Origin of the sequence: Bradyrhizobium sp. ORS 111, assembly GCF_045571485.1 — a bacterium.
GTDB lineage: Bacteria > Pseudomonadota > Alphaproteobacteria > Rhizobiales > Xanthobacteraceae > Bradyrhizobium.
The window spans coordinates 1,890,425-1,907,811 of the sequence record NZ_CP120701.1; the positions used below are offsets into that span (position 1 = coordinate 1,890,425).

Sequence of the window (17,387 nt, forward strand, 5' to 3'; positions counted from 1 at the left end):
ATGGATGGACCGCGTCGTCGAAATGTACTTCCTGCCTCCGATCGCGATCGCGCGGGTCGGCGGCAGCGATAATCCGCTGGAAGCGTTCGAATGGGACACTGACGTCTCGACGCACGGAGCCCATCAAACCGTCATCAAGCCCTCCGTCACGCTGGATGTCGGCGCGGACGGCTCGCTTCGGCCGTATATTCCCAATGTCATCAGGTTCAAGGACGGCGATCAGCTCCGACCTGCGGCGCCGTTCTTCGAGCTATGGCTGAGGGTGCAGTCGTCGCACGACGGCGAGGTCCGCGAGGAGAGGGCGACGCCGGCGAGGCTGGCGCAATTGGGGGCGTCGATCGACAATCTGCAGTTCAACGTGACCGTGGCCAACTGCAAGGCGCAGCGGCGAACCGGATCTCCGGCGTGCTCCTATATCGCCCGGCTCGAAGTCAGTGGCACCGACCATGAGCGCAAGCCATTGCTTGCCATCAGCCCGCACACGCCGGGTCAGGAGCCATTGGTCTATCCGGATCGTCCGATACCGCTCGGGGCCTTTCAGGTGATCAAGCCGGCGCCGGCGACGGCGATGGGCATCGACCTGTCGCAGATCCGCGTCCGCTTCACGCCGGCGCGTGGCGAGGTCTATGGACCGCCCAATGCGATCGCGGGCCCGTCGTCGCCGGGGCAGCCCGGCGACATCATCGCCGCGGCGATCTTGCCCGGCGCGATCCACGAAATCGTGCCGGCGCGCAATCGCATACTCAACCCCAACACGCCGTGGTCGACCTACATCATGAACGCGCCGGGGCAGACTGATCCGCAGCCATGCGATTCTTACGACGGTGCCGATGTCGGCGATTGGCGCTCCTGGGGCGTGGTCGACGACACCTGCGATGGCGTCATCTCGGCGCAACTCGTCGTCGCCGGCGCACGTTTCGTCGCGACCGCGAGGGTGCTGTCCGGCGTGCCGGACTACGCGCCAGACCGGCGGCCCTTCGCGTCGCTGGCCGCCGATCTCGCCGATCGCGAACTGCCTCCGGTCGAGGTATCCGAGCAAACGATCGAACAGACCAGCGCCGAGATTGCCGACCTGTTCGCACGCGTCTTCGAGACCGCGGGCCTGATGAATCTCGACGCTGTGCGCTACAAGGCGATCCAGAGCAATATCAACGATCCGCCACCGTCGAACTATCCCGGGCTGCCGCAGATCGACAAACGCATGATGACAAAGGACGACAAGCCGTATGTCGACCTCACGCCGATTTTGCTGGATTCCGATGAGGTGGCGCAGCAGAGCGATGGCGTCCCGTTCCTGCCATTGCCCTATTCCGCCGTTGCGATGGCGGCGCATGCGCCGCTCACCGACCTGATCACGTTGCGGGATTTCCTGCGCACCCGCAAGGAGCATGTCCAACGATTGATCCGACCGCCATATGGCCGCTTCTCCCAATTTGAGGAAGCGCCGGGGAAGATTCCCGATCCGAGCTTCCGCGACTCCCGGGTGTCGCGCGATGGCCTGCATGACATGCGCATGCCGCCCTTCATGCGCGATTCCGACGAGAACGCGCTGTCCCTGACCTGGCGTGACTACGACACGCTGATGAGATTCATCGACTTGCTTGCCGAGCAGGCCGCGACTGACGCAACGTCGGGCCCGCTGCGGAAGGCGTGAGGACAACAACCATGGACAAGCGATCGGGGAAGATATTTCCGCGCAATCTCACCGCCCGCGCCGCCTATCAGGTGCCGGGCAATCCGGCCGTGACGCGGCTCGAGGATGCCGTCGGCAATTGCTACCCGGGTCTCGAGCTCGACGTTCGCAATTTCGACCGCCGATTCTTCCCGGGCCTGGTCTTCGAATTCGTCGGCCGCGACGACAACAGCGCACCCTATGACGAGCCCCAGCGCTACGGCGCGTGGCTCCGGTATGTCGACTATCTGTTCGATCCCGAACTGCAGGCCGATAACGCCGACGCACGGCGACTGCTGCTCGATATCGAACTCGCCGCCGGCACGCTCGGCGCGCACACCGACTGGTATCTCGAATGGGTCGAGCAGGGCGGCAAGCGCCTGTCGATGCGCCTGCACAACCCCGATAATCCGGATTATCCGCTCGACGGTCTCTACGTCTGGCGACTGCTGCGCGGGCTCGCGCCCGGCGCGCTGAAGATCGGGTTGAAGCGGCGCGGTGCGGCCGACGCCGCCGAGGTTGTTCTCGATGGCTGGCGGCGGCACTTCACCGACCCCGTCACCGGCGTGATCAGCGGCGCCTATCTACCGGGTGAACTGTTGCAGAGCCTCTGCTCGCCCTGGCAGCACGATTTTCGCGACTGCGCCTGCATGTACTGGGCCTCCAATCATCCAGACGCGGTATTCCAGGAGCTAGACCCCGGCGAGCCGACGCTGCCGAACGGCGAGGCCGCCAATCCGCTGCTGGCCAATCTGCGGGTCGACTGGTTGCGTGCCGAGCGCTCGCGTGACGTTTCGGCGGAAGCAGCGAACACCATCGCCAAGAACCGCCCCTACCAGTTCGACCACTTTCAGATCAATCACGAGTGGCAAAACCTCAACGTCGTGCTCCACGACCGGGAGATCGATTCGGTCTATGTCCCGCTGCGTGAAAGGCATGCCAATCCGTTCGCGAGCCCGGAAGAGCTCGCGTGCGAATTGCGCGACAAGCTCGGCCCGATGGAGATGGCGCTCGCGCTCGAATATCTCTATGCGCGCTTTTCGCTGCTCTCTTCCGAAGAGGCGGCGGGATCGCATTGGAGCACGATGAAGGACGACGTGACCTTCATCCGCGGCGGCCTGATGATCATCGCCACCTGTGAGATGCAGCACCTGCGTTGGGTCAATGAGCTGCTGTGGATGCTTCACGACGCCGGTCTCATCGCGTCCTATCAGCCGGTTTTGCACCCGGCAAACAAGTTGCCCGACGGGAAGGGCGGCTGGCGCGACGCTGCCTTGCGCCGCCTGACGCCGGACGCGCTGAACGACTTCATCAACATCGAACGTCCCAGCGGCTTCCTCGATGGAGCCTACTCGAAGGTGATCGCGACGTTGCGATCTCCAATCTATCCCGCTCATGCGATCGAGCTCGCTGAACGGATCGACAGCGACGGCGTCGATCACTACAGCCGCTTCCGTGAGGTGGAGACGGCGCTCAAAGCCTATCAGGGCGCTGAACCGGCCTTGCCGTATCTGCGACGGGTCGAAATCGGTACGCCCCGCCAAGCGGCTGCGGCGCTCGCGATCTACCAGGACATCCTGCGCGACCTCGGCAAGGGCTACGCGGATTACGCGCGCGGAGGGATGACGGAAGGGGCGCCGCTCGTCAATGCCGCGCGGCTGAAAATGAACGAGCTGCTGCAGGTCGGTGAAAAGCTCGCAGCTGACGGCATCGGCATTCCATTCTGGCCACAGCAATGATCGCGGCGAGCCTGTCCGACACGTCGCCTGACGTTCATCTGTTCGACACCGAGTTCGGGCCGCACGCACTGTTGGCCGACGCCTCGCAGGTGTTCGCGCTCGACGAGGAGACCCGGCAAGAGCTGCTGCGTGCGGCCGGGCTCGGTCCCGGTGCCGTGCGCGAGGCGATGGGGTTGTCGCGTCCGCTCGCGATGCCCATGACGGCACCGCGCGATCCACCGCTGCGGTCGTTGTCGCTCGCGGTTGCGCAAGCCTGCAATCTCGGCTGCACCTATTGCTATGCGCAAGAGGGGGGCTTCGGCGGCAAGGCCAAGGAAATGGCATGGCGTACCGCCGAAGTGGCGGTGCGCCGGCTGTTCGCCGATGCGGAGAGGGGAGACACGCTCCATATCTCGTTCCTGGGTGGCGAGCCGCTTGCAGCACGCGACCTGCTCCGCGACGCGACCGAGCTGGCCACGCGGCTGGCGCGCGAGAAGGGCGCCAATGCCAAATTCTCGATCACAACCAACGGCACGCTGCTGCGTCCGGACGACGGCGCGTTCTTCGAGCGGCATCGATTTGCGGTGACGGTCAGTCTCGACGGCATCGGGGCGGTACACGATCGGTTGCGGCCGTTCAAGAGCGGGCGCGGCAGCTATCAGCGGGCGATCGAGAATGTGATGCCGCTGCTCGCGATGCAGCGGCGCATGCAGATTTCGGCGCGAGTCACGGTGACGCCGGACAATCTCGATCTACGCGAAACCCTGGACGGGTTCGCCGAGCTGGGATTCACCAGCGTCGGGTTCTCCCCGGTGCTGCGTTCGCCGACCGGCAGAAGCGAGCTCGCGGTGTCCGATTTCCAGTTGCTACTCGCGCAGATGATCGACTGCGGGCGGGAATTCGAACGCCGCGCGGCGCTCGGGCAACCCTATCCGTTCGCCAACATGGCGAGCGCGTTGCGCGAGATTCATCGCGGTACCCATCGCCCTTATCCCTGTGGTGCGGGCGCGGGGTATTTCGGCGTGTCGGCCGATGGCGACATGTTCGCCTGCCATCGCTTCGTCGATGACGAGGCCGGCGCCATGGGGCATGTCGAGACGGGCGTCGACCGCGCGCGTCAGCGGCAGTGGCTCGAGGAACGTCTGGTCGATCGGCAGGAGCCGTGCCGCTCCTGCTGGGCGCGGTACCTCTGCGGCGGCGGCTGCCATCACGAGGTGATCGCCCGGGGACGGCCGGCTTGCGATTTCATCAGGGGTTGGCTCGAGTACTGCCTGCAGGCTTATGTGAGGCTGTCCGTGCTTCGCCCTGACTATCTCAGTGGTGCCATGGCGCCCGAAAGCCGGGCTGCTGGCGATGCCCCGGCTCTGCCATGACGCGCGTGATAACGGCCGAGGTCTGCGTGATTGGGGGCGGGCCGGCGGGAGCGGCCTTCGCGGCACGGCTCGCGAGGCTCGGCCACGACGTCGTTGTGGTCGAGCGGACTGCGTTCCCGCGCCCGCACATCGGCGAGGCGATGGCGCCGTCGATCTGGACTGTCCTCGATCTCCTGGGGATCCGCGATGCGATCGCGCAAGCCGGCTTCGTACGGGTCGAGAAATCCGTGCTGCGGTGGGCTGGTGACACGGATGAAGATGTATCACCGCCGCCCGGTCGCTTCGGTTTGATGGTCGACCGCGGACGCTTCGACGCAATCCTCCTGGATGCGGCGAGGAAGGCCGGCGCACGCATCCTTCAGCCGGCAAGGGCGAAGGCTCCGCGTGCGGGTGCTGAGGGATGGCTCGTTCCGGTCGAGACAGGCGAAGGCAGCATTCTGATCGAGGCCCGGTTTCTGGTCGACGCCGCGGGCCGCTACTCCAACATCCGCAAGACGGACCAGCCGACGGACCCGCGAACGGTGGCGCTGTCGGGGAATTGGCGGGATACATCACTGGGTCCCGGCCCCAATCGCGTCGAAGCCGGAACGACCTGTTGGTACTGGGGCGCGCCACGGCCTGACGGTGCGTTTTGCGCGATGGTTTTCGTCGATGCCGACCAATGTCACGGCCGGCGCCGGGGCGATATCGAAGCCGATTATCGCGCGCGGCTTTCGGAGTCGTTGCTGCTGCGGGACTGCTTGCGCGGCAGATTGGAAGGTGGGGTCCGGTTTCACGAAGCGACGCCGCATCAGAGCGCCGTTTGCGTGACAGAGAATTTGATCAGGATCGGGGAGGCGAGCTTCTCGCTTGATCCGTTGTCGTCGCAGGGCGTTCAGGCCGCAATGAATTCCGGCCTTCAGGCCGCGATCGTGGTCCACACCATGCTCACACGTCCAGTAGATGCTCGGGCCGCAATGATCTTCTATCGAAATGCCCGAAAGGACACGGTTGAGCGGCATCGCGCAGCAGCGGCGCGTCACTATGCGGCGGTGGCGGGCATGACGTCGGCTCGCTTCTGGCACGAACGCGCGGCCATGGCGCAAGCTTCGGCGGCGCCAATGCCGCTGCGGGTGCCACCAATGTTCGCCGGACGGGCGCGCCTGTCGCACGACGTTCGCATTGCCGACGTGCCAATCATCGAACGCGATCGGGTTACCTTGCGTAAGGGCCTGCATCATCCGGCGCTTGCCCGCCCGTTCGCCTATCTCGACGGCGTCGCGGTCGAGACGTTGCTTGAGCGGATGGCACAGAGCGACAGCCTCGAGGCACTTGGGCATCAATTGGCGCGGGACACCAGTCGTGAGCGCGGGCAGCGCATGGTGTCGTGGTTGGTCGAACGCAGGATTCTTGTGGCGTCGGAATGACCGGTCAGGCGATGGAGGAGGTCTGCGGCATCAGGATCGCGCGCGCGGCGGCAAGGTCGACGCTGTCGAATCCCTCGTCGAAACGGCGATAAACCGCTTCCACGAGCGCCTTGCCTTCGGCGGCGCGTCCAAGCTCGCCCAGCAGGCGAGCCAGATCGACCGAGGCACGCAACTCCCATGCCTGCGCCGCGTGGTCGCGCGCGATGGCGATTGCCTTCCGCAAGCAGGCTTCGCACTCGGCAATCCGCCGCTCCGGCAATGCGAGCAGCAACATGCCTTCCACGCGATAGAGCTCGGCTTCGGCCCATCGCTCGTCAGTTGCCTCGAGCAACTCCTTGCCCTGTGCCACGATCGATAAGCCTTTCTCAGGCTGGTTCGCGTCCAGATAGGTTTCCGCGATCACAGTCAGGACATAGCCCTGGTACTGGCGGGCACCCGTCGCCCACCACAGCTCGGCAGCGCGCAGCATCTCCGGCAGCAATTCGTCCGGCGGCACCTGCCCGCGCCGCGCGGCGGCGAGGAAGAAGCTCGCGCCGTGCTCCATCAGGTCGAACGACAGACGCCGGGCCAGATGGATCCCTTGAGTGGCCGATTCGATGACGCCGGGGTGGTCGCGCGCCAACACGCGAAGCAGCGCGCTGTAGATCAGCGCTTGGCAAATGCTGGGCAGGTGCTTCAGGCTCTCGGCATGAGACAGAGCCTCCTGTTGCGAGGCCTCCGCCTGAGCGGGCCGCCCGAGCAGCCAGAGCGTGGTCGAGCGGAACGAGGCCGCGACCTCCTTGTGATCCAATCCAAAGGAGGAAGCGAGCGGACCATGCGCCACGGGATCGTACAGCGACAGCGATTGCTCGAAGTGTTCGAGCGCGGCAGGTTGGTATCCGAGCTGAAACTGAACGCATCCGATGCTGCGCAGCCCGATCATGATGTAGTTGGTGTCGCCCTGCTGCCGCGCGAGGGTCAGCAGTTTCTCGGCGACCTCTCCCGCCCGAATCGTCTCGGAATGGACGAGGTGGTAGGCATAGAGGCCGGCGAGCGTCAGCAGCAACTGCGCCGGCTCGCCGACGCTCTGGCTCAGCGTGTAGGCGCGGCTGATGGCCTCGCCGGTTTCCGGCGCGGAATAGCCCTTGGTGCCGCGCAGGGCTCCCGCGCGCTGTAATTGCACCTGCAACTCCAGCCGGTCGCGCTCGGTGCCGGGCGGCAGCGTCTCGATGACCCGCAGTCCGTCATTCAGATAGGCGAGGGCTTCGACGTTTGCCGAACGCGCCGCAGCGCGGCCGCCGGCGAGCCGATAATAATCGGCGGCGCGTGCCGGGTTGCCGCCGTGCTCGTGATGCATCGCCGCAATCTCGGGCTGGGTTTCGACGATCTGCGGAAACCGTGCCTCGAGGGTGCTGACGATGCTGCGATGCACGTCGCGGCGTCGTCCGCGGATCATGAGCTGATAGGCGGAGTCGCGCAGCAACGCGTGTTTGAAGGTGTAGACGGCCTCGGGCGGATCACCGCTGCGGTGGATGATGTTGGCGGCGATCAGCTTGTCGAGTGCGTCCATGAGCGCTGCACCGCGCATGCTCGACACTTCCTCGAGCAGACGGTGCGAAAATTCGCGGCCGATCGCCGCGCCGATCTGGGCGATGTCCTTCACCGAATTGAGCCGGTCCAGGCGGGCCAGCAGTGAGTCCTGGAGGGTCGACGGGATCGCGATCGGCGTTCGTCCCGAAACGAGCTGATAAGAGTCGCCGTCTTCGCGAAGCAGACCGGACTCCATCACGGTTTTTGTCAGCTCTTCGACAAACAGCGGCACGCCGTCGGTCTTGACGATGATCTCCTCGAGGATTTGGGCCGGCAGCGTTTTCCCTCCGGCCACGCCATGAACGATGGCAGTCGTTTCGTCCTTTGGCAGCGGGCTGAGATTCAGGACGGACAGATTCGCCTGGTTTTCCCAGGGAGAGATGAATTCGGGGCGGGCGGTGACGACGATAAGCGCGCTCAGGCCCGGCACCTGGTCGAACAGGCGTCCCAGCACGACGAGTGACGTCGGGTCGATCCAATGCACGTCTTCGAGCAGTGCAAGCGCAGGGACGCGCTGGGCTCTCGCTGTGAAGAGCACGACCAGTGCCGAGATCGTGCGTTCCTTCAGTTCCGCCGCTGTCAGATCGATCGGGGCGTAACGGTCAGCCGCAGGGATGGAAAGCGCCCCGGCAAGGATCGGTGCGTACTCGCGAGCGTCGAGCCCATGGCGCACAAGCATGTCTTCGATCTTGTCGAGCTTCACCGTCGGCGGTTCGTCGTCGACCAATCCCGCCGCGCGCCCGATTTCACTCAAGATCGGATAGAGCGCATTGTTCACATGATGCGGCGAGCATTGATAGCGGATTGCGACGTGGGGCGATGCGGCGGCGTGTTCGGCGAGCGTGGCCACGATGCGCGACTTTCCGATTCCCGCTTCGCCCGAGACGAGGACCACATGCCCTTCACCGTTCTGCGAGCGTCGCCAGCGGTCCCGCAGCAGCGCCGTCTCCTGCTCGCGGTTGACCATGGGCGAAAGCCCCTGCGATCGGAACGCTTCGAAGCGGGTGCTGGTCCGGGCATCGCGCAGCACCGACCAGATCGGGACCGGCGTTTCGAATCCTTTGAGCGCATGAACGCCGAGTGGCGCCAGATCAAAAGTCCGGCCGATCAGTCGCATGGTGGCTTCCGCGATCACCACGGTGCCCGGCGCCGCCAGAGCCTGCAGCCGCGCCGCCAGATTCGGCGTCTCGCCAACGACGTCCCGTTCCTGACCGGGACCGTGTCCGATCAGATCGCCGACCACGACAATGCCGGTGGCGATGCCGATCCGCACCGCGAGCTTGCGTCGCGCCGGCGTCTCCAGCTTTGCGACGGCGTCGACGATATCGAGGCCCGACCTGATCGCGCGCTCGGCTTCATCCTCATGCGCGCGCGGGAAGCCGAAATAGGTGAGGATGCCGTCGCCCATGAAACGTGCCACGAAGCCGTCGTAGCGGGCGACCGCCCCCGAGCACGCATCCTGATAAGCGCGGATCACGTCGCGCATGTCTTCGGGATCGAGCCGCGCTGAAATCTCGGTCGATCCCACGAGATCGCAGAACATCACGGTCAATTGGCGGCGTTCGGCTTCATCCGGGCCCGGCTCGCCCGACGGCACCGGCGCTCTGCGCAGGGCGGCGATCGCCCTCAATAGACGCTTGCGGTTGCCAAGCGATACGCCCAATTCGACAAGATCGGCGTCGGTGAGGTCAGGCAGAACGTCGAGTCCGATTTCCGCTTCGCGAAACGCGGTCTCATATTGCTCAAGACCTAGGCCTCGCAGCCACTCGACAACGTCCATGATCACTTCCTGCCACCACACGCTAAGGTCTTCCAACATCTCGCGGAAGTCCAGTGGATAAGTGGTCTGGCGAGATCACCCGACATTGGGAATGTCCCCGCTGACGGTGCACGAAGCGCACCTCAGAATACCGTTGGTCATCACCCCGTCGCGCGCATCGTCCGCTCGCGAGCTTTCGTTGCGATGTTCAGGTGTGAGCTTGGCAAGGCGCCGCGACAATATCTGCGGCGGACCAGCTCCGAAGGTCGCGCTGCGCAATTCGTTCTTGCGAGGAAGGCCGTGCTTGCGGATATAGCGTCAAGCCAGCGCCTTCAATCCCGCGTGACTTGTCGCCGGCTCGTTCGACAGCAGAAGCCCGGACTGGAGCAGGATTTCCGCTGTGGCATTGATGTCGGCCTGGATGGCGGCTTCGGCGGCCGCAGGGTCGCGCTTCCGGAGCGCGTCGAGGATCTCGTGGTGATAGGCGATCATGGGCCGTCCGCCAGAGACATAGACTGCCGCGATCAGCGGGCCCATCCGCAGCCACATGTTCTCGATCATGTCGTGCAGCACGGGCAGGCCGGCGATTTCGGCGATCTTGGAGTGAAACAGGCGGTTGAGCTTGACTGCGGTGACGGTATCGCCCTTGGTTCGCGCCTCCTCGTTCTCCTCGAGGATGCGCGTCAGCATCACCTCCGAGGTGCGGTCGATGCGCGAGGCGGCAAGTTGGGCAGCAAGGCCTTCCAGGCGTAACCGGATCAGCCGCACCTCCTGCAACTGATCGACGCGCATCCGCGGGACGCGGATGTCCTTCAGCCCGCGCATCTCCAGCGCCCGTTCCTTGACGAGGCGGAGCAGGGCGTCCCGCACGGGCGTGACGCTGACGCCGAGCTGATCGGCAAGAGCCCGGATCCGGACCTTGTCGTCCGGCTGGAGCTGCCCCTCGATCAGCGCGAGGGCAATCTGCGAGTACACGGTCTCGTACAGGCTGCTGCGATCGACCTGTAAAAACATGTCCTTCACAAGGGGTTCCCTATCTCGCGGTGGATCAGCCCGATCACGATTCAATGTTTCGAGAAGCTATATCAGCGCGCCTGTTTGATAACCAGCCTGCTGATATTTGATGCATCAAAATTATCTTGACGCATCATGCATCAAATGCATACGAAGGAATCGCCGGAGATCACACGTTCAAAACCCGCGCACGAACTGGGGAGAAGGAACAGGGGCATGGTTGAGCGACAGCCGATCAGGGCGGCATTGGCCGCGTTTCTCGGGACCGCCATCGAGTGGTACGACTTCTACATTTATGGGACGGCCGCCGCGCTGGTGTTCGGCGACGTGTTCTTCGCCACCAAAGATCCCTTCATGGGCGTTCTGGCTTCGCTGGCGACGTTTGCCGTCGGCTTCGTGGCGCGGCCGTTCGGCGCGCTGATCTTCGGGCATCTCGGTGACAAGGTCGGCCGCAAGAAGAGCCTGATCATCACGCTGGCCGTGATGGGCATCGCGACCACGCTGATCGGTATCCTGCCGAGCTTCCATTCCATCGGCATCATGGCCGCGGTCATGCTCGTGCTGCTGCGTTTGGTTCAGGGCGTCGCCGTCGGCGGCGAATGGGGTGGCGCGGTGCTGATTGCCACCGAGCACGCACCGGCAAAATGGCGGACGTTCCTGGCGTCCGCGCCGCAATACGGCAGCCCGATCGGTCTCATCCTGGCGACGCTCGCGTTTCGCGCGGTGTCCGCGCTGCCGCAACAGGACTTTCAGTCCTGGGGCTGGCGAATTCCGTTCATCCTCAGCGGCGTGCTTGTGATCGTGGCCTTCATCATCCGTGCCGGCGTCAATGAAAGCCCCGAGATGCTCGCGCAACTCAACAAGGCGTCGTCCCACGACGTCGTTCCGGTCCGCGAGGTGCTGAAGACCAGGAAGAGAGCGGTGGTGCTCGGCATCGGCCTGAGCCTGCTCGGCATCGCCGGATTCTATTTCATCACCACGCTGATGATCAGCTACACGACGACCTATCTGAACATCCAGCGCAGCCAGATCCTCGATATCATCTCCTGGGTCGGCATCGTCGAACTCGCTTCGTTCCCGGTCGGTTCGTATATTGCCACGAGGATCGGCGAGCGACGCCTGCTGTTGCTGACGACCGGCGCGGCCTGTCTCTGGTCGGCTCCGATGATGATGCTGGTGGTGTCGGGCAGTGTTGCGAATATTGCGATCGGCATCCTGGTTGCGACCTTTCTGATTGGCGCCTACTACGCGGTGATCGCCTCCTATTTGCCGCGGGCATTTCCGGTGCGCATGCGCTACACCGGCATTTCGCTGAGCTTCCAGCTCTGCGGCGCGATCTTCGGTGGCACCACGCCGCTGGTCGGCGTCTGGCTGGCGCACGCCTATGGCGTCCAGTGGGGGCCGCTGGCAGCGCTGTTCGCGCTCATTGCCGGCGGTGCATTCCTGTCGATCTGGTTCCTGCCGGTCGAGGATGAAGCCGCCGCCACGAAGGTCGCGCTCGGCCGGGCGGATCGTTCCGCCTACGCCGTCAACAGCTAGACTGGACTCTCAAGCAGCATTCGCGGCAGCCTATCGTGGCTGCCGCGAGCGCATGTCACCGCCTAGTGATTGTATGTCGGAATGCCGGAATGAATGACGTGGCGATCCAGAGTGAATCTCGCGCTTCGGCCAGCGACGTGCTGTCGTCGCACTGGATGCTGCTGCCGCTCGCCGAGGTCGAGGCTCTGGTCGCGCGGATCTACGGCCTGTCCGGTTCGGTGACCCGGCTGTCGAGCGAGCGCGACGAGACCTTCAAACTCGTCGCCTCGACTGGCGATGCCTACGTGCTGAAGATCGCCAATCCCGTCGAAGATCCGGCGTCGCTGGCGTTTCAGGATGGTGCGCTGATGCATCTCGAGGCGACGGCCCCGGATGTCCCGGTGCCGCGGCTGATTCCCACCCTGCAAGGCGTACGCAGCCATGATCTGTCCTTGGCAGACGGTGCGGTCCGGAAGGTGCGGCTGCTCAGCTATCTTGATGGCGACCAGCTCTATCGTCTGCCGGCATCGATCGCTCGCAACCACAATCTCGGACGAGTACTTGGGGTTCTCGGTCGAGGGCTCGCCGGCTTCCAGGGGCGTCCGCCCGCCGGCAAGCTGCTCTGGGACATCAGTCATACCCTCGATCTTGCCGACCTCGTCGGCCATGTCGGCGAGGAACGGCAACCACTCGTGCGCGGCGTGCTCGATGCATTTGCGCGAGAGATTCCACCGGTGGCGGGCTCGCTGCCGCATCAGATCATCCACAACGATTTCAATCCCCACAACATCCTGGTCGATGCGGCGTCGCCGCTGGAGATCGCGGGGATCATCGATTTCGGCGACATGGTGTTTGCGCCGCGCGTCAATGATCTCGCCGTGGCACTTGCCTATCACCTGGCGAGCGACGATTGGCAGGACCTCGCGGGCGCGATCCTGCGCGGCTACAGCACTGTGACGCGGCTCGAGGCTGATGAGGTCCACGTGCTTCCGGTCCTGGTCAAGGCACGGGTGGCGATGTCGATCATCATCTCGGAATGGCGGGCCGCGAGCCGGCCCGACAACAGGGACTACATCCTGCGAAACCATCATGCTGCCTGGCAGGGCCTGCAGCGTCTGTCCGGATTGTCCGCGTCCGATCTCGCGCGGTTCGTCTCATCCAATTGCGAGGGTTAAGCACATGGCCATGGTCAACGCCTTCACTCCCGAGGACTTCGCCCGGCTCAATCCGGAAGAGCAGCGTCTGATCGAGCGGCGGCAGCGCGTGCTCGGCACCGCCTACCGGCTGTTCTATGAGAGACCGCTGCACATCGTGAAGGGTGAGGGCGTCTGGCTTTACGATGCCAGCGGCAACAAATATCTCGACGCCTACAATAACGTCGCTTCGATGGGGCACTGCCATCCACGGGTGGTCGAGGCGATCACGCGGCAGACAGGCATCCTCAATACCCACACGCGCTATCTGCACGAGTCCATCATCTCCTATGCCGAGGCGCTGACGGCGACGTTCCCTGCCGCGCTGAGCCAGGTGATGTTCGCCTGCACGGGCAGCGAGGCCAATGATCTCGCCGTGCGCATCGCCCGTCACGTGACCGGCGGCACCGGCATCATCGTGACCAGCCTTGCCTATCACGGCCTGACCAGCGCGGTTGCCGAATTCTCGCCGTCGCTCGGCGAGTTCGTGCATCTCGGCGGCCATGTCAGGACCGTGCCGGCGCCCGATTCCTATCGTACGGCGCCGGGCGACATGGCGGAGCGCTTCGGGCGCGATGTGCGCGCCGCGATCGCCGATCTCGAGCGGCATGGCATCAAGCCGGCGCTTTTGATCGTGGATACGATCTTCTCCAGCGACGGCGTGATGGCTGAGCCCAAGGGCTTCCTGAAGCCGGCGGTCGACGCCATCCACGCGGCCGGCGGTCTTTTCATCGCCGACGAAGTGCAGCCCGGCTTCGGTCGCACCGGCGATGCGATGTGGGGCTTCCTGCGCCACGGCGTTGCGCCCGACATGGTCACGATCGGCAAGCCGATGGGCAACGGCTATCCGATGTCGGGCGTCATCATCCGACCCGAGGTCGTGGCCGAGTTCGGCGAGCGGGCGCGCTATTTCAACACCTTCGGCGGCAATCCTGTGGCGGCTGCGGCAGGCCTTGCCGTGCTCGACACCATCAGGGATGAAGGGTTGCAGGCGAGCGCCGCCGATGTCGGCGCCTATATGCGCCACGGGTTGCAACAACTCGGCCGCGACTTCCCGCAGATTGGCGACGTCCGCGGCGCCGGCCTGTTCATCGGCGTCGAGATCGTCGCTGATCGCTCGGCGAAAACGCCGGATGCGGCGACCACGACGCGGCTGGTCAACGGCTTGCGCGAGCGCCGCGTTCTGATCAGCGCCTCGGGCCCAAACGCCAACGTGCTCAAGATCCGTCCGCCGCTGGTGTTCTCGCGTGACAATGCCGACACCCTGATCGCGGCGCTCCGCGATGTCCTGGCTTCACTGTAGCGACAAGAGTCGAGAGGAAATTTCTCCCGTGAGTGCGAAACACGACACCGCCCGGACCATGCAAATTCTTGCCGCGGTCGATGCCCTGTTCGATGAACAGGTGCAGTTCCTGCAGCAGCTCGTGCGCATTCCCTCGCAGCGCGGCGAGGAAGCCGCTGCGCAGGACATTATGGCGGACGCGATGGCCGGGCTCGGTCTTGCGGTTGACAAGTGGGTGATCGACGCCGACAGCATGCGCGACCATCCCGGCTTCTCACCGGTGTCGATCTCCTATGACAAGTCGTGGAACGTGGTCGGCACCCATCACCCGAAAGCCGCCTTCGGCCGTTCGCTGATCCTCAACGGGCACATCGACGTGGTGCCGACCGGCGTTGCCACCTCATGGACCTACGGTCCCTATGAGCCCGTGATCAAGGACGGCTGGATGTATGGCCGCGGCGCCGGCGACATGAAGTCGGGGCTCACGGCTAACCTGTTCGCACTCAAGGCGCTGTACCGCCTCGGGCTGCAGCCGGCCGCCAGGGTGCATGTACAGTCGGTGGTCGAGGAGGAGTGTACCGGCAACGGCGCGCTGGCTTGCGTCGTGCGCGGCTATACGGCCGATGCCGCCTTCATCCCCGAACCGCTGGAGCCGAAGTTGTTGCGCGGACAGATCGGTCCGATCTGGATCCGGGTGGAGGTCGCCGGCGCGCCGGGCCATGCTTCCGGCGACTTCGGCAAGGGCGCGAGCGCGATCAACAATGCCATCGAGTTGATCCAGGCGCTCGGTGAGCTCGAAACGCGCTGGAATGCGCGAAAGGCGGACTATCCGCCATTCCAGAACCATCCCCATCCGATCAACTTCAATGTCGGCCGCATCGAAGGCGGAGAGTGGACATCGAGCGCGCCGTCGGCCTGCGCCTTCGAGGTGCGGGTCGCGGTGTATCCCGGCCAGTCCCCGGCGAACGCCTGCGCCGAGTTCGAGCAGTTCATCGCCGAGGTGTCGGCGCGCAATCCATTCCTCGCGACGCACCCGCCGCGAATCTCCTATCCCGGATTCATGGCGGAGGGCTATCATCTGGTCGGTGCCGAGCAACAGGAGGCCGTGCTGCGCCGCTGCCATGCCGAGGTATGGGGCGCCGAGCTCAAGGAGCACGCCTTCGCGGCCACCACCGATGCGCGCTTCTTCGGCCTCTATGCGGATTGTCCGACGCTGGTCTACGGCCCCTACTGCCGCAATCCTCATGCGTTCGACGAATGCGTTGATCTGGAATCGCTGCGCAAGGTGACCAAGACGCTGGCGCTGTTCATCGCCGATTGGTGTGGCCTCGAGGCGATGGACAGCGAAGCCCGCCGGTAGGCGTCACGCCCGCCGGCCGGCGGCGTTCGGGGGCCGACGGCCCTCGGCGTCCCGGCAACCTGATGCGCACAATCGCGGCGGAATGTGTTGACGTCGCCCAGCGGGAGCACGACATAGTCGGTACCGCCGGATCCGGGTCACCGCTCAGGAGCAGGGTATGAATGCGCCGCCAAACATCGATTCCGCCGCCAGGGGTTCAGACAGCGACGTCGTGCACTGGCTGACCAACGAGACGCGCGAGGAGCGCTTCGTCGACAATATTTTCGCCGAGCTGTGTGTCCGGCTGCAACGCGCGGGGATTCCGATCAAGCGGGCGTCCCTCCATCTCCTGATCCAGCATCCCCAGTGGCTGGGTGCCAGGATCCTGTGGGTCGACGGGATACGGGAGGCCACGATCACGCGGGTCGACTACGATGTCCGGCAGCGCTCCGAATATATCGGCAGTCCGGTTGCGGAGATCCAGGACGGCGCCAGCGAGATCCGGGAGAATCTCGAGCGCGATCCGGCACTCGGCCGCAAGCATGGCGTCTATGACGAGTTGCGGTCGAAGGGCCTGACCGATTATGTGGCGTGGCCGATGCACCATACGCTCGGAAAGCGGCACGCGGTGGCGTTCTCGACGGACCGCCCCGGCGGCTTCGACGACGCGCATATCGCGGGCCTGTTGCGCGTGATGCCGATCCTCTCGATGGTCAGCGAAATCCGCATGAAGAACCGGATGGCACGTACGCTGCTCGAAACCTATGTCGGCGCGCATGCGGGCGAGCTCATCCTGGCCGGCGCCACAAGGCGCGGAAGCGGGACCACGGTGCGTGCCGCGATCATGATCTGCGACCTGCGCGATTTCACCCGGATCTCCGATAGCTGGCCGCGGGACGACGTCATCGGTCTGTTGAACGACTATTTCGACGCGATGTCGGAGCCGATCGCGCGACACGGCGGCGAGATCCTGAAATTCATGGGCGACGGTCTGCTTGCCATCTTTCCGCTCAGCGAGCCGTCGGCCTGCGCAAACCTGCTGCATGCCGTGACCGAGGCGCGTCAGGCCATGGCCGCCTTGAACGCGAAGAGCCGCGAGGCCGGTGGCGCGCCGTTGAACTTCGGCATCGGCGTCCACGTCGGAGACGTCATGTACGGCAACATCGGTTCGCGGACGCGGCTCGACTTCACCGTCATCGGCCCCGCGGTCAACATGGCCTCGCGCCTCGAGACCCTCACCAAGCAGGTGGGACGAACCGTGCTGCTGTCCCGCGCATTCGCCGACCTGGTCGCAAGCGATTTCGAGCTCGAACGCGTCGGCGAATTTCCGGTGCGCGGCTTCAGTGACCCGATCGAGCTGTTTGCGTATTAGGGGTGAATCTCGACCAGATGACGGCAAAGGACCGTCCGCTATTTCTACAATTCTGACTTCTCTGTCAGAAACTAACTCACTCATGATCGCGAACATCGCGCGTCATTCTCCGAAAAAATTTAGGAACTGCTGGAGATCAACTGCATTCAAGCGTTCGACGCAGCCAACCGGC

General features: G+C 64.6%; 11 protein-coding genes. 9 read left to right on the plus strand and 2 right to left on the minus strand.

From position 1 onward, the window contains the following. Positions 1-4 precede the first annotated feature (4 nt). The 4 genes from P6U30_RS08760 (at position 5) to P6U30_RS08775 (ending at position 6,169) form a co-directional block, all read left to right on the plus strand. Entirely contained in the window at positions 5-1,654 is a 1,650-nt protein-coding gene (locus P6U30_RS08760; RefSeq protein ID WP_407169001.1) for a hypothetical protein, read from the plus strand. Between the two features lie 11 nt (positions 1,655-1,665). Further along, positions 1,666-3,411, plus strand: a complete 1,746-nt coding sequence (locus tag P6U30_RS08765; RefSeq protein WP_407169002.1) for a ferritin-like domain-containing protein — start codon at positions 1,666-1,668, stop codon at positions 3,409-3,411. 89 nt (positions 3,412-3,500) lie between these two features. Then, positions 3,501-4,763, plus strand: coding sequence for a radical SAM protein (locus P6U30_RS08770; protein ID WP_407169003.1), 1,263 nt, complete (start codon positions 3,501-3,503; stop codon positions 4,761-4,763). Continuing rightward, positions 4,760-6,169 carry an NAD(P)/FAD-dependent oxidoreductase gene (locus P6U30_RS08775; protein WP_407169004.1) on the plus strand — a complete coding sequence of 470 codons (1,410 nt, stop codon included), beginning with the start codon at positions 4,760-4,762 and terminating at the stop codon, positions 6,167-6,169. Before P6U30_RS08770 ends, P6U30_RS08775 begins: the two co-directional genes overlap by 4 nt. A 4-nt stretch (positions 6,170-6,173) precedes the next feature. Here P6U30_RS08775 and P6U30_RS08780 read toward each other — a convergent pair whose 3' ends face one another. Then, entirely contained in the window at positions 6,174-9,557 is a 3,384-nt protein-coding gene (locus P6U30_RS08780) for an adenylate/guanylate cyclase domain-containing protein (RefSeq protein ID WP_407169005.1), read from the minus strand. Positions 9,558-9,815: 258 nt separating this feature from the next. Beyond that, positions 9,816-10,511, minus strand: coding sequence for a GntR family transcriptional regulator (locus P6U30_RS08785; protein WP_407170406.1), 696 nt, complete (start codon positions 10,509-10,511; stop codon positions 9,816-9,818). A gap of 216 nt (positions 10,512-10,727) precedes the next feature. On the opposite strand from P6U30_RS08785, the gene P6U30_RS08790 reads away from it, so the two are divergent. From P6U30_RS08790 to P6U30_RS08810, 5 genes are all read left to right on the plus strand, one after another. Continuing rightward, positions 10,728-12,050, plus strand: a complete 1,323-nt coding sequence (locus tag P6U30_RS08790) for an MFS transporter (RefSeq protein WP_407169006.1) — start codon at positions 10,728-10,730, stop codon at positions 12,048-12,050. 89 nt (positions 12,051-12,139) lie between these two features. Beyond that, entirely contained in the window at positions 12,140-13,204 is a 1,065-nt protein-coding gene (locus P6U30_RS08795) for a phosphotransferase (protein WP_407169007.1), read from the plus strand. Between the two features lie 4 nt (positions 13,205-13,208). Beyond that, positions 13,209-14,525 carry an aspartate aminotransferase family protein gene (locus P6U30_RS08800; protein WP_407169008.1) on the plus strand — a complete coding sequence of 439 codons (1,317 nt, stop codon included), beginning with the start codon at positions 13,209-13,211 and terminating at the stop codon, positions 14,523-14,525. Positions 14,526-14,583: 58 nt separating this feature from the next. Continuing rightward, the gene (locus tag P6U30_RS08805; protein ID WP_407170407.1) at positions 14,584-15,864 is read left to right on the plus strand and encodes an ArgE/DapE family deacylase; all 1,281 of its coding nucleotides are present in this window, start codon (positions 14,584-14,586) and stop codon (positions 15,862-15,864) included. A 157-nt stretch (positions 15,865-16,021) separates the two neighbouring features. Continuing rightward, a complete protein-coding gene (locus P6U30_RS08810) occupies positions 16,022-17,215 on the plus strand; it encodes an adenylate/guanylate cyclase domain-containing protein (protein ID WP_407169009.1) in 1,194 nt (397 codons plus the stop codon). Positions 17,216-17,387: the final 172 nt, after the last annotated feature.

Coding starts and splice junctions, on each gene's coding strand:
- P6U30_RS08760 (WP_407169001.1), top strand. CDS start 5: ATGGACCGCGTCGTCGAAATGTACTTCCTGCCTCCGATCGCGATCGCG.
- P6U30_RS08810 (WP_407169009.1), top strand. CDS start 16,022: ATGAATGCGCCGCCAAACATCGATTCCGCCGCCAGGGGTTCAGACAGC.
- P6U30_RS08790 (WP_407169006.1), top strand. CDS start 10,728: ATGGTTGAGCGACAGCCGATCAGGGCGGCATTGGCCGCGTTTCTCGGG.
- P6U30_RS08795 (WP_407169007.1), top strand. CDS start 12,140: ATGAATGACGTGGCGATCCAGAGTGAATCTCGCGCTTCGGCCAGCGAC.
- P6U30_RS08785 (WP_407170406.1), bottom strand. CDS start 10,511: ATGTTTTTACAGGTCGATCGCAGCAGCCTGTACGAGACCGTGTACTCG.
- P6U30_RS08800 (WP_407169008.1), top strand. CDS start 13,209: ATGGCCATGGTCAACGCCTTCACTCCCGAGGACTTCGCCCGGCTCAAT.
- P6U30_RS08775 (WP_407169004.1), top strand. CDS start 4,760: ATGACGCGCGTGATAACGGCCGAGGTCTGCGTGATTGGGGGCGGGCCG.
- P6U30_RS08780 (WP_407169005.1), bottom strand. CDS start 9,557: ATGTTGGAAGACCTTAGCGTGTGGTGGCAGGAAGTGATCATGGACGTT.
- P6U30_RS08765 (WP_407169002.1), top strand. CDS start 1,666: ATGGACAAGCGATCGGGGAAGATATTTCCGCGCAATCTCACCGCCCGC.
- P6U30_RS08805 (WP_407170407.1), top strand. CDS start 14,584: ATGCAAATTCTTGCCGCGGTCGATGCCCTGTTCGATGAACAGGTGCAG.